The organism is Rhodanobacter sp. PCA2, assembly GCF_013620825.1.
Classification (GTDB): Bacteria; Pseudomonadota; Gammaproteobacteria; order Xanthomonadales; family Rhodanobacteraceae; genus Rhodanobacter_A.
Map to the genome: position 1 here is coordinate 1 of NZ_NJIC01000028.1, position 21,592 is coordinate 21,592.

Annotated in this window: 17 protein-coding genes and 1 pseudogene; 11 read left to right on the forward strand and 7 right to left on the reverse strand. The window is 69.0% G+C overall.

From position 1 onward, the window contains the following. Positions 1–297: pseudogene (locus PCA_RS10085) on the forward strand (chloride channel protein); the annotation flags it as partial. A gap of 7 nt (positions 298–304) precedes the next feature. Here PCA_RS10085 and PCA_RS10090 read toward each other — a convergent pair. Both PCA_RS10090 and pyrC read right to left on the reverse strand, forming a co-directional pair. After that, positions 305–1,114 carry a methyltransferase, TIGR04325 family gene (locus tag PCA_RS10090; protein ID WP_181302482.1) on the reverse strand — a complete coding sequence of 270 codons (810 nt, stop codon included), beginning with the start codon at positions 1,112–1,114 and terminating at the stop codon, positions 305–307. 247 nt (positions 1,115–1,361) lie between these two features. Beyond that, on the reverse strand, positions 1,362–2,399 hold the full coding sequence (gene pyrC / locus PCA_RS10095) for a dihydroorotase (protein ID WP_181302483.1): 1,038 nt from the start codon (positions 2,397–2,399) through the stop codon (positions 1,362–1,364). Positions 2,400–2,866: 467 nt separating this feature from the next. On the opposite strand from pyrC, the gene PCA_RS10100 reads away from it, so the two are divergent. The 5 genes from PCA_RS10100 (at position 2,867) to PCA_RS10120 (ending at position 7,592) form a co-directional block, all read left to right on the forward strand. Next, complete coding sequence (locus PCA_RS10100; RefSeq protein ID WP_181302502.1) at positions 2,867–4,438, forward strand: M20/M25/M40 family metallo-hydrolase; 1,572 nt, start codon at positions 2,867–2,869, stop codon at positions 4,436–4,438. Positions 4,439–4,515: 77 nt separating this feature from the next. Continuing rightward, positions 4,516–4,965, forward strand: coding sequence for a helix-turn-helix transcriptional regulator (locus PCA_RS10105; protein ID WP_181302484.1), 450 nt, complete (start codon positions 4,516–4,518; stop codon positions 4,963–4,965). Positions 4,966–4,991: 26 nt separating this feature from the next. Then, entirely contained in the window at positions 4,992–5,402 is a 411-nt protein-coding gene (locus tag PCA_RS10110; RefSeq protein ID WP_181302485.1) for a VOC family protein, read from the forward strand. A gap of 33 nt (positions 5,403–5,435) precedes the next feature. Next, positions 5,436–5,912, forward strand: coding sequence for a DUF1801 domain-containing protein (locus tag PCA_RS10115; protein WP_219918709.1), 477 nt, complete (start codon positions 5,436–5,438; stop codon positions 5,910–5,912). Positions 5,913–6,002: 90 nt separating this feature from the next. Beyond that, positions 6,003–7,592, forward strand: coding sequence for a carboxylesterase family protein (locus PCA_RS10120; protein ID WP_255436776.1), 1,590 nt, complete (start codon positions 6,003–6,005; stop codon positions 7,590–7,592). 20 nt (positions 7,593–7,612) lie between these two features. Here the strand turns inward: PCA_RS10120 and PCA_RS10125 are convergent, their stop codons facing one another. Then, the gene (locus PCA_RS10125; RefSeq protein ID WP_181302486.1) at positions 7,613–8,455 is read right to left on the reverse strand and encodes an MnmC family methyltransferase; all 843 of its coding nucleotides are present in this window, start codon (positions 8,453–8,455) and stop codon (positions 7,613–7,615) included. Positions 8,456–8,598: 143 nt separating this feature from the next. Here PCA_RS10125 and PCA_RS10130 point away from each other — a divergent pair, with 143 nt between their 5' ends. Further along, on the forward strand, positions 8,599–9,006 hold the full coding sequence (locus PCA_RS10130) for a hypothetical protein (protein WP_181302487.1): 408 nt from the start codon (positions 8,599–8,601) through the stop codon (positions 9,004–9,006). A 53-nt stretch (positions 9,007–9,059) separates the two neighbouring features. Here PCA_RS10130 and PCA_RS10135 read toward each other — a convergent pair whose 3' ends face one another. Beyond that, entirely contained in the window at positions 9,060–9,251 is a 192-nt protein-coding gene (locus PCA_RS10135) for a hypothetical protein (RefSeq protein ID WP_181302488.1), read from the reverse strand. On the opposite strand from PCA_RS10135, the gene PCA_RS10140 reads away from it, so the two are divergent. Continuing rightward, on the forward strand, positions 9,250–9,633 hold the full coding sequence (locus PCA_RS10140) for an Ivy family c-type lysozyme inhibitor (protein ID WP_181302489.1): 384 nt from the start codon (positions 9,250–9,252) through the stop codon (positions 9,631–9,633). The genes PCA_RS10135 and PCA_RS10140 overlap by 2 nt on opposite strands. Before the next feature lie 91 nt (positions 9,634–9,724). Continuing rightward, positions 9,725–10,282, forward strand: coding sequence for an NADPH-dependent FMN reductase (locus PCA_RS10145; RefSeq protein WP_181302490.1), 558 nt, complete (start codon positions 9,725–9,727; stop codon positions 10,280–10,282). A gap of 52 nt (positions 10,283–10,334) precedes the next feature. Here the strand turns inward: PCA_RS10145 and ppk1 are convergent, their stop codons facing one another. Further along, positions 10,335–12,494: a polyphosphate kinase 1 gene (gene ppk1 / locus PCA_RS10150; protein WP_181302491.1), complete on the reverse strand. Its 2,160-nt coding sequence runs from the start codon at positions 12,492–12,494 to the stop codon at positions 10,335–10,337. A gap of 335 nt (positions 12,495–12,829) precedes the next feature. On the opposite strand from ppk1, the gene PCA_RS10155 reads away from it, so the two are divergent. Continuing rightward, entirely contained in the window at positions 12,830–13,276 is a 447-nt protein-coding gene (locus tag PCA_RS10155; protein ID WP_255436777.1) for a DUF3597 domain-containing protein, read from the forward strand. Positions 13,277–13,353: 77 nt separating this feature from the next. Here the strand turns inward: PCA_RS10155 and PCA_RS10160 are convergent, their stop codons facing one another. Then, positions 13,354–14,145, reverse strand: coding sequence for an OmpA family protein (locus PCA_RS10160; protein ID WP_219918711.1), 792 nt, complete (start codon positions 14,143–14,145; stop codon positions 13,354–13,356). 162 nt (positions 14,146–14,307) lie between these two features. After that, complete coding sequence (locus PCA_RS10165) at positions 14,308–18,318, reverse strand: ESPR-type extended signal peptide-containing protein (protein WP_181302493.1); 4,011 nt, start codon at positions 18,316–18,318, stop codon at positions 14,308–14,310. Positions 18,319–18,831: 513 nt separating this feature from the next. Between PCA_RS10165 and PCA_RS10170 the strand changes: the two genes are divergently transcribed. Next, a complete protein-coding gene (locus PCA_RS10170; protein ID WP_181302494.1) occupies positions 18,832–21,576 on the forward strand; it encodes a hypothetical protein in 2,745 nt (914 codons plus the stop codon). Positions 21,577–21,592 lie beyond the last annotated feature (16 nt).

The following is a 21,592-nucleotide window of genomic DNA, read 5'->3' on the forward strand; positions in this document are numbered from 1 at the left end:
GCGGTGGGGCTGGCGGCGGTGATGGCATCCGCTTCCAACGCACCGATCGCCGCCCTGCTGATGGGCGTGGAACTGTACGGCGCCGACGCCACGCTGTATGTGGCCGGCGCCTGCGTGGCGGCCTACCTCGTGATCGGCCACCGCAGCGTGTATCCCGAGCAGCAGATCGCCTTCAGCAAGTCTTCGTGGATCTTCGCGCGCGCGGACCTGCCGGTAGGACAGGAGAAGGTGCGCCTGTCCTATGGCCTGCTGCGCTGGCTGCGCATGCGCCGGCGGCGCACGCGGCGTTCGCGCTGAACGCCGCTCAGCCCGGCGTGCGCCGCAGGTAGAAGCCGCTGTAGTCGTCCACGTCGTGGTCGCGGTGGAACGGGATGTGGCAGCTGCGCTCGCTGTGCTCCCACGCATCGACCACGCGGTAACCCAGCCTTTCCATGGCGGCCAGGAAGGCCGGGCGCGCGTGGATGTGGTAGGGCACGCAGGCGAAGCCCATGTTCTGCAGCGTGTGGAAATCGCGTGCGGGATGCATCGGCGTCGTGCCGACGATCAGGTGCGCGGGCGGCGCGGCCAGCGTGCCCAGCCAGGCGGCGAAGTCGTAGTCGAAATACTGCATGGCGCCGAACACCAGCAGCAGGTCGTGGCCGTCGGCGTCGCGCTTGTCGTCCGCGAAATGCAGCCGCCCGGCCGGGTCGTGGTCGCGGGCCCAGGCGCGGCCGACCTCCACCGTGGTGGGCATGTCGCTCACCGTCCAGCGCAGGTCGGCGGGATAGCTGCAGTATTGCTGGAACGCGTAGTAGGCCACGCCGATGTGGCCGCCCAGGTCGAACACCGTGCGGCAACCTTCGTCCAGCAGGCGCGACACCCAGTACAGCGCGGGGTAGTCGCCGATCGACAGTTGCCGGGCGCGACCGCGGTACTGGCTGGCCGCATCGGAGGTGTCGAAGTCCACGCGCAGCGCAGCGGGCACCGCGGCCAGCGCCGTGGCGTGGTCGGGATAGACGCCCAGGTAGTGGTTGCCCTTGTGCTGGCGTTCGTAGACGCGGGCATAGAGGCGGCGCCCCAGCGGCGCGAGCGGCGGCAGTTCCAGCACCTGCAGCGCGATGCCGCGCAGGCTCATGGCACGGCTCCGGGCGAGGCTGGAGCGCGAAAGCGGTGGCCGCTGGGCTTGGTCATGGCGGGCTGCATCCTGGCAGGACTCCGGCGCGATCGGAGAAACTGGACTCGCAAGATATTACGCGGGCGCCAGCCGCGCCAGCGGACAGCCGCCTGCGGCAGGCCGCCGCGACGCACGAGGCCGGTCCGGGCTGCTGGTCGGCCGCGAACGGTGGCACGCCGCGTGTCGGTGCAGCGTGTTCGTGGCACGGTCAGGCCAGCGCCCAGGCGATCGTCTGGCCGGCGCGCAACGGTATGCAGGTGCCGTCGGCGAACGGCAATGCGTCCGGCACGGTCCACGGCTTGCGCTCCAGCACGATCCTGTCGCCGTTGCGCGGCAGGCCGTAGAAGTCCGCCCCGTGGAAGCTGGCGAAGGCTTCCAGCCGGTCCAGCTTGCCGGCCTGCTCGAACGCTTCCGCGTACAGCTCGATGGCGGCGTGCGCGGTGTAGATGCCGGCGCAGCCGCAGGCGGTTTCCTTCGCGTCGCGCGCATGCGGGGCGCTGTCGGTGCCCAGGAAGAAATGCGGGTCGCCGCCGGTGGCGGCCTGCACCAGGGCCAGGCGGTGCGTCTCGCGCTTCAGCACGGGCAGGCAGTAATGATGCGGCCGGATGCCGCCCTCGAAGATCGCGTTGCGGTTGAGCAGCAGGTGGTGCGCGGTGATGGTGGCGCCCACGTGGGCCGGCGCGGCGCGCACGAATTCCACCGCAGCCTGCGTGGTGATGTGTTCCAGCACCATGCGCAGCCCCGGGTAACGCTCGCGCAGCGGGACCAGGTGGCGCTCGATGAACGCGTGCTCGCGGTCGAAGATGTCCACCGCCGGATCGGTGACCTCGCCGTGCATCAGCAGCGGCAGGCCGTGCCGTTCCATCGCCTCCAGCACGGGGTAGACGTTCGCCAGGTCGCGCACGCCGGCCTGCGAGTTCGTGGTGGCGCCGGCGGGGTAGTACTTCACCGCGTGCACGCTGCCGCCGGCCTTCGCACGGGCGATCTCGTCCGGCGTGGTGGCCTCGGTGAGGTACAGCGTCATCAGCGGCTGGAAGCCGGTATCCGCAGGCAGGCAGGCGAGGATGCGGCGGCGGTAGTCCTCGGCCTGGGCCACCGTGGTCACCGGCGGCTTGAGGTTGGGCATCACGATGGCGCGCGCGAACTGCCGCGCCGTGTCGGCCACCACCGAGCCCAGCGCGGCGCCGTCGCGCAGGTGCAGGTGCCAGTCGTCGGGGCGGGCGATTTCCAGGTGCGTGGGCGACATGGCGGTGCGGTTCCGGAAAGCTTCGGGGAGGGCGCGACATGCGGGGCAGGCACGCTTCGTCGCGGCGGCTGCGCAAATGGTATCGGAACGGGGCAAGGGGCGTCGTTGCCGCGGGTACCGGATGCACGCCGCGAGCTGTGCGAACGTGGCGCATGCACGATCTCTTTCCCGCTTCGTTGCAGCCGGACGCCATCGGTCCCGCCGCCGTCCCGCAACTGGCGTTGGTGTTCTTCGCGGTCCATCCACCGGGAGAGGATATGGAGAGCGCGGTCGCGTGGCGGCGACACGTCTGTGCACGGTTCGTGCGGGCTACGCGGGCCGCTGCGACCGGGCATCCCCCCCGGCAGGTCGGCCCGGCGCCGGCGGCGGAGCATGACCAAAGGCCCATGAGCGGGGCTGGGCGAGGCGCTAGATTCGAATGTTCTTGCGAAGCGCCGCCTGGGGAGAGGAACGTGATCAAGCGTTGCATGTGGGTGTTGTGCCTGGGTTTCAGCAGTGTGGCGCTGGCCCAGGAGCCGGTGGACATGGACATGGTCGGCCGCATCCGCCAGGAGGCCTGGCACCACTCGCAGGTGATGGACATCCTCACCCATCTCACCGAAGACATCGGCCCGCGCCTCACCGGCTCGCCGCAGATGGCCGCGGCCAACGCGTGGACGCGCGGGCAGCTCGAGCAGTGGGGCCTCGCGAACGTGCACGACGAGGCGTTCGACGATTTCGGCCGCGGCTGGGAGTTCAGCGCGGCGAACGTGGAAATGCTCGCGCCCCGCAGCGCGCAGCTGTACGCATTGCCCAAGGCGTGGACGCCGGGCACCGCCGGGCCGGTCGAGGGCGAGGCGGTACGGGTCAGCATCAAGGCCCGCAAGGATCTCGACCAGTACAAGGGCAAGCTCCGGGGCAAGATCCTGCTGCTGGACGAGGCGCGCGAATACAAGCCGGGCACCAAGGCCGACTGGCAGCGCTACGACGGGGCCGCGCTGGCCGATCTGCAGGACTTCAACCTGCCCAAGGACGCGAAGCGCGACCGCGCCGCGCTGCTCAAGCGCTACGCCGAGCGGCAGGAGCTGACCCGCGCGGTCAACGAGTTCTTCGTCGCCGAGGGCGCGCTCGCCGCGATCGGCGTCAGCGGCTGGGACAACGGCGTCATCCGTGTGGGCGGCGGCGGTTCGCGCCGGGCCGGCGAATCGGCGGGCGTGCCCGAGCTGGCGATGATGGCCGAGCACTACAACCCGCTGGTGCGCGCGCTGGAGCGCAAGCAGACGGTGAAGCTGCGCGTGGACGTGAAGGCGCGTTTCACCGCCGAAGGCAACCAGCCCGGCTACAACACGCTCGCCGAGATTCCCGGCAGCGGCAAGGCGAACGAGGTGGTGATGCTGGGCGCGCACATGGATTCCTGGCACAGCGGCACCGGCGCGTCCGACAACGGCGCGGGCGTGGCGGTGATGATGGAGGCCATGCGCATCCTGAAGGCGGTGGGCGCGAAGCCCAGGCGCACCATCCGCGTGGCGCTGTGGAGCGGCGAGGAGCAGGGCCTGATCGGTTCGCGCGCCTACGTGGCGAAGCACTTCGCGGCGTATCCGGAACCGACCGATCCCGCGCAGAAGGCGCTGCCCGCGTTCCTGCGCGAACCCACCGGCGCGCTGCAGAAGCGCCCGGACTACGAGCGCTTCTCGGCGTACTTCAACATGGACAACGGCTCGGGCCGCTTCCGCGGCATCTACGCCCAGGAGAACAGCGCGGCGATGCCGATCTTCAAGGCGTGGCTGGAGCCGTTCAACGACGTGGGCGCCACCATCGTGACCAGCCGCAACACCGGCAGCACCGACCACGTGTCGTTCGACGCCGTGGGCCTGCCGGGCTTCCAGTTCGTGCAGGACGGGCTGGATTATTCCAGCCAGGTCCACCACAGCAACCTCGACACGCTGGACCACGCCTCCGCGGACGACCTGCGGCAGGCCGCCGCCATCGTCGCCTCGTTCGCCTACCACGCCGCGATGCGCGAACAGAAGCTGCCACGCAAGCCCTTGCAGCAGGACTGACCGCGTGGCGCCCCTTCCCGCGCAGGGGAGGGGCGCCACTGCTTGAGGGCGCCTCCCCGGCGTGGGACGATCCGGTCGTGAGCGAGCAGCCCGCCCCGGACCAGCACCTGCGCGACCTTGCCCGGCTGCGCCGCGTGCGCGACCGCATCGACCGCGACTACGCGCAGCCGCTGGACGTGGAAACCCTGGCGCGCGGCATCGGCATGTCGGCCGGGCACCTCAGCCGCCAGTTCAAGCTCGCGTTCGGCGAATCGCCGTACAGCTACCTGATGACACGGCGCATCGAGCGTGCGATGGCGCTGCTGCGCCGTGGCGATCTCGACGTCACCGAGGTCTGCTACGCGGTGGGCTGCGCCTCGCTGGGCACCTTCAGTACCCGTTTCGGCGAACTGGTCGGCATGCCGCCCGGCGCCTACCGGCGCGCGGCGGGGCAGGCGACCGCGGGCTTGCCGTCCTGCGTCGCGCGGCAGGTGACGCGACCGATCAGGAATCGAGAAGCGCGGAACGGCGAACCCGACCTAGCATGACGGTCCCATCCCCACCGAACGGCACCATGGACATCAGCATCCACGCCAGCTTCCTCCCGCACAGCGACCCCGACGCCTCGCTCGCGTTCTACCGCGACGTGCTCGGCTTCGAGCTGCGCAACGACGTGGGCTACAAGGGCCTGCGCTGGATCACGATGGGTGCCGCAGGGCAGCCCGGCACGTCCATCGTGCTGTATCCGCCGTCCGCCAGTCCCGGCGTCACCGACGACGAGAAACGCACCATCGCCGAAATGATGGCCAAGGGCACCTACGCGACGATGCTGCTGGCCACGCAGGATCTCGACGCAGCGTTCGAGCGCATCCGGGCCAGCGGCGCCGAGGTCGTCGAGGAGCCGACCATGCAGCCCTACGGCGTGCGTGACTGCGCCGTGCGCGATCCGGCCGGCAACCTGCTGCGTGTGCAGGAACGGCGCTGAAGCTTCCGACTTCGATCCCGCGAGGAACCATCCATGAGTCCGACCGCAAAGAAGACCGCATCCAGGACCGTCGCGAAACCCGCCAAGGGCGCCGCGACATTCAGCGCCGAGGAAAAGGCCGCGATGAAGGCCTATGCCCAGGAGCTGAAGACGCAGGCGCGTGCTGACCGCACCCGGGAAGACGGCGAACGCGAGGTGCTGGCGGCGATTGCCGCGATGGCGGAATCCGACCGCGCCATGGCCGCGCGCGTGCACGCCATCGTCAAGGCGCATGCCCCGTCGCTGGTGCCGAAGACCTGGTACGGCATGCCGGCGTATGCGCTGGACGGCAAGGTGCTCTGCTTCTTCAAGGACGCGCAGAAATTCAAGGACAGGTACGCCACCTTCGGCTTCAACGACCTTGCCAGGCTCGACGACGGCGCCATGTGGCCCACCGCGTTCGCGCTCAAGGCCATCAACGCCGAGGTGGAGAAGCGCATCGCCGCGTTGCTGAAGAAGGCGCTGGGCTGAGCGGTCGGTTTTCGCGTGCGGTGGAATGTTTCGCCACTCGCGCAGCGATCTCCTAAGATGGCGCGTCGCACTCCGATGAGGCAGACCGCCATGCGTACGGCTCTTTCGTGTTCGTGCAGTGCTCTCCTGGGGCTGGCGCTTGCCTCGCCTGCTCCCCGGGCCGCGGCTGCCGATGCCGCGCCCGTGGTGCGCGTCGCCACCGGCAGCCTGTCGGGCATCCACGATGCGAAGGCCGGGCTGGACGAGTTCAAGGGCATCCCCTATGCCGCGCCACCGGTGGGCGCGCTGCGCTGGAAGCCGCCGCAACCGGCAGCGTCGTGGAGCGGCGTGCGCGCCGCCGACCGCTTCGGCCCGCGCTGCATGCAGCGCCCGCTGTATAGCGACATGGTGTTCCGCTCCAACGGCATGAGCGAGGACTGCCTGTACCTCAACGTGTGGACGCCGGCGAAGCGCAAGGCCGGGCTGCCGGTGCTGGTGTATTTCTACGGCGGCAGCATGCTGGCGGGCGATGGCTCCGAGCCGCGCTACGACGGCGCCAGTCTCGCGCAGCGCGGCATCGTCGCCGTCACCGTGAACTACCGGCTGGACGTGTTCGGCCTGCTCGCCTTGCCCGCGCTCACCGCCGAATCGCCCCGGCACGCCAGCGGCAACTACAGCCTGCTCGACATGACGGCCGCGCTGCGCTGGGTGCGCGACAACATCGCCGCGTTCGGCGGCGATCCAATGCAGGTCACCATCGGCGGCGAATCGGCCGGCTCGATGGCGGTGTCGGCGCTGATGGCCTCGCCGTTGTCGAAAGGGCTGATGCAGCGCGCGATCGGCGAAAGCGGCGCCGTGCTGGGCAACCTCCAGCCGATGCCGCTGGCGGAGGCGCAGCGCAAGGGCGAGCAGTTCATGCACCGGGTCGGCGCGCACTCGCTCGCCGAACTGCGTGCGATGCCGGCGGATGTGCTGCTCGAGGCGCTGGGCACGTCGGACAGCGGCGGCTTCGACATGACCATCGATGGCGACTTCCTTCCGCGTTCGCCCGAAGCGATCTACGCCGCGGGCGAGCAGGCGCACATCCCGCTGCTGGCGGGTTCGAACTCGCAGGAGGGTTACTGGAAGAGCCTGCTGGACGGCAAGGCGCCCACGCCGGAGGACTACCGCGCCGCGGTGCAACGGCAGTTCGGCACGAGCGCCGACGAAGCGCTGCGGCTGTATCCGGGCCACAGCGAGGCCGAGGTCAAGGCTTCCGGCACCGGGCTGATGGGCGACCAGTTCATCGCCTTCGCCACCTGGCGCTGGATGGATGCGCAGCGCAAGACCGGTAACGCACCCGTGTATTACTACCACTTCGAACAGCCGCGACCCGCGAAACGCGACGGCAGTGCCGGCCCGGACGACGGCGCCGTGCACAGCGGCGAGATCGAATACGCGCTGGGCAACCTCGACGGCAACCCGGTCTACGCATGGACCGCCGTCGACCGCCACGTTTCGGCCACGATGGAAGGCTACTGGGCGAACTTCATCAAGACCGGCGACCCCAACGGCGACGGCTTGCCGCATTGGCCGGCCGTGACCGCGAAGGACGGCGGCCTGCTGCGCCAGGTGATCGGTGCCGACACGCACACCACGGTCGACCGCAACGCGGCGCGCTATGAGTTCCTGCAGCGCTTCGAGCCGGATGCGCATTTGTAGCAAAGTGCGGCAAGGCGCACTCAGCGACGTGTGGCGAGCACGCCATCCAATGCCGGTTGCGCCTCGAAACCTGCTTCCTGCAACCGCCGCGCGACCTCGCGCGGCACGTCGCGGCCGCTGGTGAGCTTGTTCGGGCTGCCGGTGTAGTGGAACAGGCGGCCGCCGCGGCGCAGCACGCGGGCGAGTTGTTTGTAGAAGTCCAGCGAATACAGCTCGCCGGCGATGCCGAAGCGCGGCGGGTCGTGCAGCAGCGCATCCACCGAGGCGTCGGGAAGCTGCGCGATGGCCTGCGACACGTCGGCGTGCACAAGTTGCAGGCGGCCGCCGTTCGCGGGCGCGTCCGGGTCGGGCGACCACGGGTTCAGCGTGCGCAGCCACAGCACGTCGGGGTTCTTCTCGAACGAGCGGATGTGCGCCGCGCCCGCTTCGAGACAGCAGGCGGCGAAATAGCCCAGGCCGCCGCAGGTGTCGAGCACGGTCTTGCCCTGCGGCGCGACCAGCGCGACCTTGCGGCGCGCATCGTCCAGCGGCGATTCCTTCGCGGTGGGCAGCATCTTGATGCCGTCGATCTCGAACGTGGGCACATCCCACCCGGTGGGCACCAGCTTGATCAGCGAGCCGGAAAACCGCGCCGCCGGCGCGAACGCCTCGCCGTCCCAGTAGTGGATGCTGCGTTCCTTGGGCGCGGCCGGCCAGGGGTAGGTTTCGCCACGCCATTGCCAGGCGTCCGCGTGCAACCGCGCGGTGCCGGTGGAGCGGCCCAGGTCCAGCGAGCCGCTCCACCCGGCGGCGCCGGCGTCGCGTGCGGCGAGCAGCACCGCGGTGGTGGCGCGGGTGAGCAGGGGGCCGGCGTAGTGCGACAAGGGGCGATCCTTCCGGGTTGGCCGCGCATCGTAACCCACGCGCGTCCGTGGAATGGTCCGGGCGCGTCTTTCCCCTTTTCTCACGAAGTCCGGCGCATAGTCGAGGAACCGCGGCCCGTGCCGCGTCGTTCGGGAGTCGTGTCATGACGAAGCGTTTCATGCGTGGATTGCCGGCCCTGTTGCTGGTGCTCGCCCTGCCGGCCACGGCGCAGACGGCGGATGCGAACGGGACGGTTTCGAAGCAGGTCGCGACGGCCAGCGCGCATGCCGGGATGGCGCTGGGCGCGGCCGACCTGGCGACGGCGCACACCCATCTGCATCACGTGGTGAACTGCCTGGTCGGGCCGCAAGGGAAGGGCTTCGACGCCAAGGCGGGGAACCCGTGCAAGGACGTGGGCCAGGGCGCCATCGTCGACGCGAAGGGCGACGCCGCGGTGGAAACCCGGTTGCGCACCGCGCTGGGGCAGGCCGAGCAGGGCTTGAAGACAACCACGCTGCCCGCCGCGCACGCCGATGCAAAGCAGGCGATGGAGACGCTGCAGGCGAAATGACGCAGTTGCCGCGCGTCAGCGGCGGTTGGGCCGCGCCACGCCAGACTGCAGCCTCATGCCACCGACGGGAGACTCGCCATGAGGTTGTCCGTGATCGTTTGCGCATGGACGGCGATGCTGGCCTGCACCGCCTGCTCGCAGGGACCGCAGCAGGCGGCGGCTCCGGTTTCTTCCGCGTCTTCCGCGGCACCCGGTGCCGCATCGGCGCCCGCGTCGTCGCCGGGCGCGGCGACAGCGGCCGCCATGCCGGGCGTGAAGCCGGCCTACCTGTTCGACCTGCTGCAGCAAGCGGATTTCGCGAAGGCGCTGGATGCGCTGCACGGCGCGCAGTCCCTGCCGGCCTGGGTGCGCCAGGGCGGCACGGCGACGCCGGTGCGGAACATCAGGGTGGGCGGCAGGAGCATGTCGCTGGCCACCGCGTGCAAGCCACACGATTGCCCGACCGAGCGCGTGGCGCTGCTGTACGACCCGCAGTCCCACGCGATGTGGGGCTTGTTTGCGCAGCGCGCGGAAAACCTGCCGCCGGCGGTCGATCCCCGCGACAGTTCGCAGGACAAGCTCGCCTGGCTGGGCGAGCCGGATGCGGCGCAGCGCGAGTTGCTGCGCAATGCGCTGTACGCGCGCTGACACCGGCATCGCGTAAGCTTGAGCCATCGTGTGGCCGGCAGCCGGATCGCGCGGGCGTCACGTCCCTTTCTTTCTCCATGGAGCATCACGCATGAGCACGATCAAGGTGGCGGTACTGGTGGGCAGCCTGCGCAAGGCGTCGATCAACAAGCGGCTGGCGCGGGCGGTGGAGCGGCTGGCGCCGAAGGAGTTCGCGTTCGAGCACGTCCGCATCGACAACCTGCCGCTGTACGACCAGGATTTCGACGCGGACTATCCGGCCGAGGCGCGGCGCCTGAAGCAGCAGATCGAGGCCGCCGACGCGCTGCTGTTCGTCACCCCGGAATACAACCGCGGCGTGCCGGGCGTGCTGAAGAACGCGATCGACATCGCGTCGCGGCCCTGGGGCACGAATTCCTTTGCCGGCAAGCCCGGCGCGGTGATCGGCGCATCGATCGGCGCCACCGGCAGCGCGCTGGCCCAGCAGCACCTGCGCAATACGCTGGTGTTCGCCGACGTCGCCGTGCTGGCGCAGCCCGAGGTGTTCGTGCAGTTCAAGGACGACGACCTGATCGACGCCGAGGGCCACGTGTCCAACGAGGGCACGCGGAAATTCCTGCAGGGCTTCGTCGACCGCTACGTGGCCTGGGTGAAGCGGCACCTGGCCTGAGCGTAGCGCCGGGGCGGCGCCGTCGCGCGTTTCCCCGGCGCCGCCGCCGCGCTCAGCCGCCGGCGCCGCAGAACTTGTCCAGCAACTGCCGCTGCGCATCCAGCACCGGCTCCTCCGGCGCGCGCGCCACTGGAACGTAGGTGCCGTCGGCCTGCAGTTCGGTGGAGCCCACGTTGTCCGCAAGGTACAGCTCCAGCGCGGCGAAGACGCGTTGCTGGAGTTTCTTGCCCTCGATCGGGAACGCGCACTCCACGCGGCGATCCAGGTTGCGTTCCATCAGGTCGGCGCTGGAAAGGTAGAGCTTCGGTTCGCCGTCGTTCGCGAACCAGTAGGCGCGGCTGTGCTCCAGGAAGCGGCCGATCACCGAGCGCACGCGGATGTTCTCCGACACGCCGGGCACGCCGGGGCGCAGGCAGCACATGCCGCGCACGATCAGGTCGATGCGCACGCCGGCGATGCTGGCCCGGTACAGCGCACGGATCATCTTGGGGTCGGTGAGCGAGTTGATCTTGATGAGGATGCGCGCGCTCTTGCCCGCCTCGGCGTGCGCCGCCTCCTGCGCGATCAGGTCGAGCAGGCCCGGCTTCAGCGTGAACGGCGCCTGCAGCAGCTTGCGCATGCGCAGCGCCTTGCCCATGCCGGTGAGCTGGCTGAACAGCTTGTGCACGTCCTCGCACAGCGCCTCGTCGGAGGTGAGCAGGCTGTAGTCGGTGTACAGGCGCGCGTTGCCGGTGTGGTAGTTGCCGGTGCCGAGATGCGCGTAGCGCACCAGTTCGTTGCCTTCGCGGCGCTGGATCAGCATCAGCTTGGCGTGCGTCTTGATGCCCACCACGCCGTAGATCACCATCGCGCCGGCCTGCTGCAGGCGCGAGGCGAGCGTGAGGTTGGATTCCTCGTCGAAGCGCGCGCGCAGTTCCACCACGGCGGTCACTTCCTTGCCGGCGCGCGCCGCGTCCACCAGCGCGTCGACCAGCTCGGAATCCGCGCCGGTGCGGTACAGCGTCTGCTTGATCGCCAGCACCTGCGGGTCCTTCGAGGCCTGGCGCAGCAGGTCCACCACCGGCGCGAAGGATTCGTAGGGATGCAGCAGCAGCACGTCCTGCTTGGCGATCACCGCGAACAGGTCCTCGGCGTGCTTCAGCGCCTTGGGCAGCGCGGGCACGAACGGCCGGTACTGCAGGGCGGGGTAGTTCACCTTGCTGGCGATGCGGAACAGCCGCGCCAGGTTCACCGGGCCGTTCACCTCGTAAAGCTCGGACTCGGCGAGGCCGAACTGCTTGAGCAGGTGGGCGGTGAGCGCCTTCGGGCAGTTGTCCGCCACTTCCAGCCGCACCGCGCTGCCGAAGCGGCGCGAGTACAGCTCGCCGCGCAGCGCCATCGCCAGGTCTTCCACGTCCTCGGGGTCGAGCGCGAGGTCGGCGTTGCGGGTCAGGCGGAACTGGTAGCAGCCGAGCACGTTCATGCCGGGGAACAGCTCCTCGGCATGCGCGTGGATCATCGAGGACAGCAGCACGTAGCGGTCGCCGCCTTCGCTGATGTCGTCGGGGATGCGGATCAGCCGCGGCAGCACGCGCGGCGCCGGCACCACGGCGAGGCCGGAGTCGCGGCCGAACGCATCGATGCCGTCCAGTTGCACGATGAAGTTGAGGCTCTTGTTGACCAGCAGCGGGAACGGATGGGTGGGGTCCAGCCCGATCGGCGTCACCAGCGGGGCCACCTCTTCGCGGAAATGGCGGCGCACCCACTGCTTCTGCTTGTGCGTCCACTGGTCGCGCCGCGCGATGTGGATGCCGTGCGCGGCCAGCTCCGGCAGGATGCGCTCGTTGAGGATGGCGTACTGTCGCTCGATCTGCTGGTGGGCGATGGCGCTGATCTCGGCCAGCGCCTGGCGCGGCGCCAGGCCGTCGGCGGCGAGCAGTTCGTGGTCCAGCGCGATCTGGCTCTTGAGGCCGGCCACGCGGATCTCGAAGAACTCGTCCATGTTGCGCGAGAAGATCAGCAGGAACTTCAGCCGCTCCAGCAGCGGCGTGCGTTCGTCCAGCGCCTGGTCGAGCACGCGGATGTTGAACTGCAGCTGCGACAGCTCGCGGTTGATGTACAGCTGGCGCTCGCCGAGATCGGGACGGGCCGCCGCCTCGCTGGCGGCGTTGCCGCCGGCCTCCGGCGTGTCCGCCTCGGCCGGCGCCTGATTGCGTGGGGCGCGTGCGCTCATCGATGAGTATCCGTCGGGTACGTTCAGCTCTGATCCTTCGGGCATGGTAACCCGTCCCCCGGCGCGGTTGCTTCAGGCATTGCGGTCGACTGTGCAGATACCGTGTGACGGCAGGATGACGCACGCTGCGTCGGCCTCGAAGGCGCCCGGATGCCGGCGGGGGATGGGGCCGCGGGCGGCGCGTCGCGCTGGCCCGCGTCGGGGGCGAAAGGTTATCCCCGCGTGAAGCCGGGCCTTGTTCCATTGCCGCGAAGCCTGGCGAACGCAGGATTCATGCGGTCGCCATCTTCATGCGCACATACTGCCGGGGCGGGCTGCCGCCGTGGAGGGGCGGCATGTCCGCGAATCAGGGGTCCGGCCGATTCAACAACGAAGGACGAACAGGCATGAGCATATTCGGCGATATCGTAAACAAGCTGTTCCACCGGGCGAATCCCGCCGCCCCGCCGCCCGCCACCGAGGCGACTCCGGAGCCGGCCCCGGCACCCGACGCCGCGGCAGCGCCTGCTCCCGCGCCACTGGCGAATGTCGATGTCGCCGCCGTGATGGATCAGGCTGTTGCGGACAGCGGCCAGACGCTGAACTGGCGTACGTCGATCGTCGACACGCTGAAGGCGCTGGGCGTGGACAGCAGCCTCGATCACCGCAAGCAGCTCGCGCGGGAACTCAAGTACACCGGCGACATGGGCGACTCGGCCAGCATGAATATCTGGCTGCACAAGCAGGTGATGGCGGCGCTGGCGGCGAACGGCGGCAAGCTGCCGGCCGATCTCGCGCACTGAGCCTGCGCAAACGGATGGTGCCAGACCATGGCGGGCGCGGATGTCCGCGCGGTCTGGCACCGTCCTCCCGAACGGAATCAGTGTGCGACGATATCGACCTGCACGCGGCGATCCGGTGCAAGGCAGGCGATGAGTTCGCTGCGATTGCGGTCGGTGCAGGTCGTGCCCGGGTCGGCCTTCCCCGCGCCGCGGGCGACGATGGCGTTGCTGGGAACTCCGTGGGCAACCATGTAATCCATCACTGCCGCCGCACGGCGCGACGAAAGCGCCTTGTTGTACGCATCGCTGCCGATGCGATCGGTGGTGCCGACCACCTTGATGCTCTTGACGCTCTTGACGCGCCGCTGCTGCAGCACGTCGATGATGTTCTTGTCGATCTGCGCCGGTGCGCCGGGCGACAGCACCGAGCTGTTGAAAGCGAACAAGGCATCCGCGGAGAGATTGATCACGGTTGGTTCGGCGGGTTTGGGCGCCTCGGCCACGGGCGGCTTGCCATTCACCAGCTGCTCGCAGGCAGCGGGATACCAGAGCGCCTGACCGACCCGCATGTGGTCGTCGAAGAGCACCTTGAACTGGCAGGTCAGGTGGTCGCCGGTTTTTTTCTGGGGCATGTACAGCACGTAGTCCCATTCGTGCACGTTGAACAGGCCTTCACGGTATTGCGGATGGCCGATCCATTCGTAGACCGCATCCTTGCTCGCGCCGGGCACGATCTTGCGGGCGGTTTCCAGGCTCGGGTAGGCCTTGGCGACAACCAGCGGCCGGGCATCCTGGACGCGCGGCCAGATCGGCTTGTCGGTGTGCCCGTTCTGCACGCTGCTCAGTGCTTCGGCCCGGACATTGGCCGGCCACGCGGCCATCATGGCCATGGCCACGCAGAAGCTTGTCCACTTCAACATTCTTGACATGGTTAGTAGACCTTTGGGCGACGCGCGGCGAAGCGCCGCGTGGTCGCGTTGAAAGTTCGCCGTTGAGGAAATGGCGGAGCCCGGAAGGGCTCCGCCATGCGTTTCAGACAGGGTGGCCGTTCCTCAGAACACCACGCCCACGCCCACACGGTAGATCGGCGAGTCCCCCTGTGCCGCGGAGACGCCTGCGTTCACGTTGATCCGGCCGTTCTCGGTCCAGCGCGAAACGTTGACGCCGACGGCGTTCTGGCCGCGATAGGAAGCGAAGCCCGCGTTCACGCCGGTGTGGCCCGGCAGGTACGGCGTCACCGACATCAGGGCCGAGGCTGCGGCGATGCCGCGGTTGGCCTGCCGGTTGGCCCGGTTGATGGTGTCGTTGACGCGATCCCAGCGGTCGTTCAACTGGCCCAGGTTCACGGCATCCGTCAGTGCGGTACCCGCGGCGACGTTGGTGATCTGCCGCTCGTTGCCGGCCGAGCCGACCGACACGCTGTTCGCGCGGTCCGCCACGGAACCCGAGCCCAGTGCCACGGCGTTGCCGGCGCTGGCGACGGTGTTGTGGCCGATCGCCATCGATTCCGTGCCGCTGGCCTGCGCAGCTTGCCCCATCGCGGTGCTGCCGCTGCCGGAGGCGACGGAGTTCGCACCCATCGAGGTCGAGTTGTTGCCGGAGGCCGTGGAGCCTGCGCCCAGCGAACTCGCGTTGCTGCCGGAGGCCACGGAGCCCGAACCGTTTGCGGTCGAGTTGTCGCCCGAGGCCAGCGATCCGCTGCCGATGGCGGTGGACTCCTTGCCTTCGGCGCTGGCGCCATTGCCGCTTGCGGTCGCGTTTTCGCCGGAAGCCAGCGACGCGTTGCCCGTGGCGGTCGAACCGTTGCCCGAGGCCACCGAGCCGTTGCCGACCGTGGTGGAACCGCTGCCCGAGGCGGTGGAGCCGTTGCCGTTGGCGGTCGAGTTGTCGCCCGAGGCCAGCGAGTTGTTGCCGGAAGCGGTGGAGCCTTCGCCCTGGGCCGTCGAGCCGTTGCCGCTGGCCGTGGAGCCGTTGCCCGAGGCAACCGAGCCATTGCCGCTGGCGGTCGAGTTGTCGCCCGAGGCCAGCGAGTTGCTGCCCGAAGCGGTGGAGCCTTCGCCCTGTGCCGTCGAGCCGCTGCCGTTGGCTGTGGAGCCGTTGCCCGAGGCAACCGAGCCATTGCCGTTGGCGCTCGAGTTGTCGCCCGAGGCCAGCGAGTTGCTGCCCGAAGCGGTGGAGCCGCTGCCCGACGCGGTGGAGCCACTGCCGTTGGCGGTCGAGTTGTCGCCGGAGGCCAGCGAATTGCTGCCCGAAGCCGTCGAGCCCTCGCCTTCGGCGGCCGAACCGCTGCCGCTGGCCGTGGAGTTGCCGCCCGAGGCGAGCGAGCCGTTGCCCGAGGCGGTGGAGCCGTCGCCGGAAGCGGTGGAGCCGTTGCCGTTGGCGGTGGAGCCGTTGCCGGAAGCCAGCGAATCGGTGCCCGAGGCCGTCGAGCCCTCGCCCGAGGCCGTCGAGCCATTGCCCGAGGCGGTGGAGCCGTCGCCGGAAGCGGTGGAGCCGTTGCCGTTGGCGGTGGAGCCGTCGCCGGAAGCCAGCGAATCGGTGCCCGAGGCCGTCGAGCCCTCGCCCGAGGCCGTCGAGCCGTTGCCCGTAGCGGTGGAGCCGTCGCCGGAAGCGGTGGAGCCGTTGCCGTTGGCGGTGGAGCCGTTGCCCGAAGCCAGCGAATCGGTGCCCGAGGCCGTCGAGCCGTCACCCGAGGCCGTGGAGCCATTGCCCGTGGCGGTCGAGTCCTCGCCCGAGGCCAGCGAACCGTTGCCGTTGGCCGTGGAGCCGTCGCCGCTGGCGTTGGAGCCATTGCCCGTGGCGGTGGAGCCCTCGCCTTCGGCGTTGGCGCCGTTGCCGTTGGCGGTGGAGCCGTCGCCGCTGGCGTTGGAGCCATTGCCCGTTGCGGTGGAGCCGTCGCCGCTGGCGTTGGAGTCATTGCCGTTGGCGGTGGAGCCGTCGCCCGTGGCCGTCGAGCCGTCACCCACGGCAGTGGAGCCGTCGCCGGTCGCGTCGCCGTTGCCGCCGGTGCCGATGCCGGAGCCCAGCTGATCCGTCAATTGCGCGATGTCCTGGCTGTTCTGCAGGAGGCGGGTGTCCAGATCGCCGAACAGATCGGCGAGGCTGCCGTAGGTCACCGATTCGCCGGCCGCATTGGTCATCGTGTAGGTCGGCGCGGCGAGCGTGCCATCGATGTTGATGGTGGTGCCGAGTGCCTGCGCGAGGCTGTGAACGGTTCCGTAGAGCTGGCTGCCGTTGATCGCCTCGAGGCTGTCGGCGGACACCAGGCCCTGGGCCACGTTCCTCAGTACGACCGGTGCGGCCGCATTCTGGCCGCCGAACGTCACGGCGTTCTTGACGGCGTCGTCGTAGCTCACGGCAAGCGAAGTCAGGCCGCCTTCCGGGTCGGTCGGGTCGACCGTCACCAGGCCGCTGGCTTTCAGCTGGGCCAGGTTGACGGCGTCGTTGTCTTCGACGCCATCCGCCACGCCCGAGATCCTGCGGTCGCCGTCGGTGCCGGCGACATCGACGACGCTGCCGCCGACAGTCGCGCCGATGGCGATGTTCTTGCTGACGGCGTCCTGGACCATGATGCCCATGCCGGCGGCATCGACCTTCTGCTGCAGGGCATACAGTTGTCCGCCGTTGACGGCGTCCGAGCTGTCCACGGACACGTCGCCGTCTTCGAGGTTGGTGATCCTGGCCTTTGCGCCGATCGCGCCGGTGTCGGCATCGATGCCGCCCAGGGTGATGGTGTCCTTGTTGGTGGTGTCGTACACGACGAACGGTGTCGACACGACGCCGGACTCGCCGTCACCCGGATCGGTCGGCGCCGTGATGTTCAGGCCGGCAGCCTTGAGCTGCGCCACGTTGACGGCGTCGGTGTCCTCGAAGCCGGCCTTGACGTTGGTGATCCAGCGCTCGTTGTCGACGGTGCCCACGGACACCGTGTTGGCGCGATCCGCTATGGAACCCTGGCCGATGGCCGTGGCGTTGGCGACATTGTCCAGCACCATGGCGCCGGTGCCGATGGCGGTGGAGTGCGCCGCGTTGCTGCCCACCGATGCGAGGGTGCCTACGGCCATCGAGGCGAAGGAATTCTGGCCCACCGACGACTGGCCGCCGATCGCCACCGATTCGAAGGCGCCGCTGTGGAGGATTGCGCTGTCGCCGATGGCGACGCCGTCAGCCACGCCGGCGGCCACGTTCGAGCCGGAACCGATTGCAATGGCGTTGATCGCGCCTTCGCCCACCGAGGCTGCGGCAACGGGCACCGGCGTGGTGCCGCCGTTCGGTTGCAGCACGACCAGGCCGGTGGCGGGATCGACCGCCACGGAGTTCGAGCCCAGGGCGATGGCGCCATCCGCGTTGCTGGCCACCGAGGCTTTCGTGCCCATGGCGATCGAGTTGTTGGCGCTCGCCGTACTCATGGCGCCGATGGCCGTGACGGCCGAGCCCGATGCATGGGCCGTGTCGCCCATCGCGATGGAAGAGCTGCCATTGACGACGGAATAGGTGCCCAGCGCCATCGCGGCGGTTCCGTGTGCGGTCGCATTGAAGCCGAACGCCGAGGAATAGCCACTGTAAGCCGAAGAGAAGGCGCCGTAGGCCGAAGCGCCGCGCCACGCGTCCACGCCCGCGTCGACGTAATCCTGCAGGCCGCTGACCGAGGCCGCATAGGTATTGTCGCCCCACAGTTCCGCATGACCTGCCGTCGCGCCGGTACCCGTCGCGACGGACCAGGCGCCTTCGGAGTTGGCCCAGCCCGTTCGGACCACGCCGGATCGCGGATCCCTCCACGTGTACCAGCACCCAAGCACACCGTTGGCGCTGCCGATGCCGATGGAGTACCACGACGGCGTGGTCACGCAGGAGCCAAGCTGGGCGCCGTTCGCCATGACCGTTGTCGGCGCGACAAGCGCCGACACACCCACGCCCACAACCGTGACGAGGGAGAGCGCGCTCAGCGCGCTTTTGCGGAGCTTCGTGCCCTTGGCGGCCTTCTTGCTGCTCTTGGCCAATTCGGAAGCAACGACCCACGTACTCGTGCTGGCATTCCAGATCACGCGATAGTTCGTATTCACGTCTATAAAATCCTTGAAAAATTGAATCAGCCCGCATCTTGCAGTTGGGCTTGAAAGTGATTGCCAAAGCCATTCGATGCGAGTGAACGGCTATACGCGATGATGTCGAGCGGCCTCATCGGGTCCTATAGGACAGGGCGTAAAAAGCAGACTTTAATTTTCGCTTTCGCCCGTTTTTAGGCCGTGTCTTATTTCCCGGCCGAATACGCGCGCTAGGCTTGTGGAACCCGTTGCTGGCGCGACAGCGTGCCGGAAGAAGCAATGGTCCCGAATTTCCGGCACCAGCCCGAGGAACACGGCCTGGTCGTGGGGATCCCGGGTGCTGCGAATGGCCACGCGCCTCATGCGGGACACCGTCATTCGATAGCGCGGCCGTGCGCCGCGCATCGTCCACGCGTCGCCATCAACGAAGCATCGGGGCCGGGGCAGGGTTGCCCGGCTTGAGTGTCCCTGCTGTCCGGTCTGACGACATCAACCATCGATACACGCAGCCATACGCGGTCATGACGATCCATGAAGTGCTCCCACGCCAAACTGCTCATGCGAATGCGCCGCCGTGCCCTGGCGAAGCCGTGGTTGCTGGCATCGCTGACGGTCGCTGCAGTGAGTGCCTGCGGGTTCACCGGGCCGATCGACATCGCCTCGGGCAGGCAGGCATCCGTCCGGTCGGTTGAAGCGCCCGTCGCGTCGCCGGCAACCCATTCGTTCGAATCGGCGGGCGACCCGGCAGCCAGCCAGGTGGGTCTGCGCGGCGGCGTGGGATCCGGCGACAGTCGGGCTGCTCCTCTCTCTCGCCGTGCAGTTGGCGGAGTCCGTCGCGACGACCGCAAGGTTCCTCTCGCCAGGCACGCGACTGATGCCGCTGCGGAGGAGGCGCCACTGGATCCGGCATCCGCCCGGATTGCTGATTCCGTCTCCCGGGGCGAGCCTGTGCAGACGATGGTGCGAAGCGACCCGGCAATGGGAACCTTCGCCGGCGCAGCCGCCGTTGCGGGCGTTCCCGTCATCGCGAGCGGCGCGAAGGCCGGATGGCACGCGTGGCTCTGGGTCCTGGCTGCGACAGTGCTGTTCCTGGGCGTCGCCGGTGCCTTGCGGGCTCGGCGTCGAGCACGGCAAATGCCGGAAGATCGTCCCGCCTCCCTCGGCTGGGCAGGTTGGAAGCCTGTTTCCGCGCTGGCGGAGAAGTCCGGCCAACCGCCGTTGCACGGCGGCGCGGCTTCGCCCGTGGTCGTCACCGATGTCCGATCGCAGGCGCTGCGTGTCGCGGCTCCTGCCGACCGCCGGCGCATCGGCGCGGCCGGCATTGCGCCTGCGCCTCTTCGCCCCGGTCACTACGGCGGATTCAAGCGCTGGGCGGTTGCCCGGTATCGTGTCGCCGTGGGCGTGGCGCCGCCGCGCCAGCGCGATCTGCCGACGACGGTCCCTGTGTTCCCGTGCCTGGAAATCGACCAGGCACATGGGGACGAGGTCACCGTGCAGCTTGAGCATCACCCGGTTCCGGGACGCTCGATGCCCTCCCTGGCAGAGGCGCACCGGCCGGACATGGATACGTTCGAAGCTTCGGCCCTGCATGTCGACGCCATGCCGTGTTGCGATTCGGACGACGAATTCCCTTCCGCTTCCGAACCGGTCGTGGATATCGTCCTGCCGGCACCCGGTTCCACGGAGTCCGCCACGCAGGTATCGGTGTCGGGCGTTTCTCCCGAATGTGAGGGAAACGCCGCGCGTGCAACCGCGGAAAGCCTGCACGTATCGCTCGCCCGCGCATCGCTCGCGCTATCGAAGGGCGACGCGGAGCAGGCCATCCTCGCGCTTCGCCCGCACATGACCCTTTCCTCCATGTCGGGCGGCGCATGGACCGTGGCGGGGTGGGCCTGGTGGTCGATCGCGCGGCGGCGCGGCCCGGATGCGCTGGAAGTCGCCGATCTCGTCGTGGCTGCCTTCGAACGGGCCATCGACATGGAGCCCGAGCGTGCCCGCTTGCTGGAACGTGCCGTGGCAAAGCTGCACTTGTTCCGCGCGACCCTGGTCGAGGACGACCAACGATGCGACGCCCTGGACTCGGCGCTGGCGGCGCTGGGGCGGGCGATGCGCGTGCGCGAAAAAGTCGACGATGGACTCCGGATCACCTTGGCCGGCACTCTTTACGAGCGTGCCATGCTGGTGCCCGAAGGCCGGAAAGCCCTGCTGACGCAGGCCGCCGAAGTCATGGATGTACTTGTCGTCCCTGCGCATTGCGCCGAGCAATGGACCTGGTTGCATGCCCACGTGCTCATCGCGCTTGCCGGCGTATCCGATCTTCACGCTGCAACCCGTTGGGAGACCATGGCCTGCAATATCCTCTGGAATTATTTCCCGTCCCTGGACGCCGGACGGCACGAAGAGTGGCTTTGCCGGATCATCGAAACCGAACGCGCGTTCGCCGCGCGTCTCCAGGGCGCGGCGCGCATCACTCACCTGACCGGAGTCAAGCGGCGCCTGCATGCCGCCGTCGAGTGCAGCACCACCATCCATCCGCTGCTTGCCTGGATCAACCTGGTCCACGACTGGTCGAAGAGCCTGACGGGCACCTCGGCGCGATCCAAGCTGGCCGAAGTCGACACGCTCTTCCAGTGCATTCGCCAGTTGTCCCCGCACGAGCAGGGCGCCATTGCCTTTGCGCAGGCGTACTACCTGCGCCTGCGTGCGCAGCAGGAACTTCCCGCGCGCCATCTTTCGATGCTGAAGGAAGCCGAGGGCCTTCTCGACGTGGCGGTTTCGCCGGCAGCCGGACCCGACATGATCGCCCTCGAAAGGGCCGAGATTTCCCTGGCGCGCGGCCACCTGCTCGACGGTCGCGAAGCGCGGGATGCCTTCGAGCGCGCCGCCGCGTTCGCCGACGGCGTCATGGATACGAACCCGGGCAATGCGGTCATGGCTGCCACCTGCGCATTGCGCGCCCATCTCGCCTTGGCCGCCACGGCCAACGACGCGCCGCGCATGCGGCGGCTCAATGAATTGAGCGCGCACCTGCGAGGTCTCAAGGGGGATGCCGGCGATACCCTGCAATACGCGGCCCAGGTCGCGTTGCTGGACAACGCGCCGCAGCGGGCAGCCGAACTGTGCCATGCCGCCTGGTGCGCGGGCACCAACGCGAAAGAGCTCCTGCCATGCTGGAAACAGGCACTTCTGCTCTGGGAACACGAGCTGAAAAACACGGGGGGCGACCCTTCCTGGGAAAGGCAGCATCGATACATGCGCCTGGCCTCCAGCAACTAGCGCCCGGCCTCGTTCT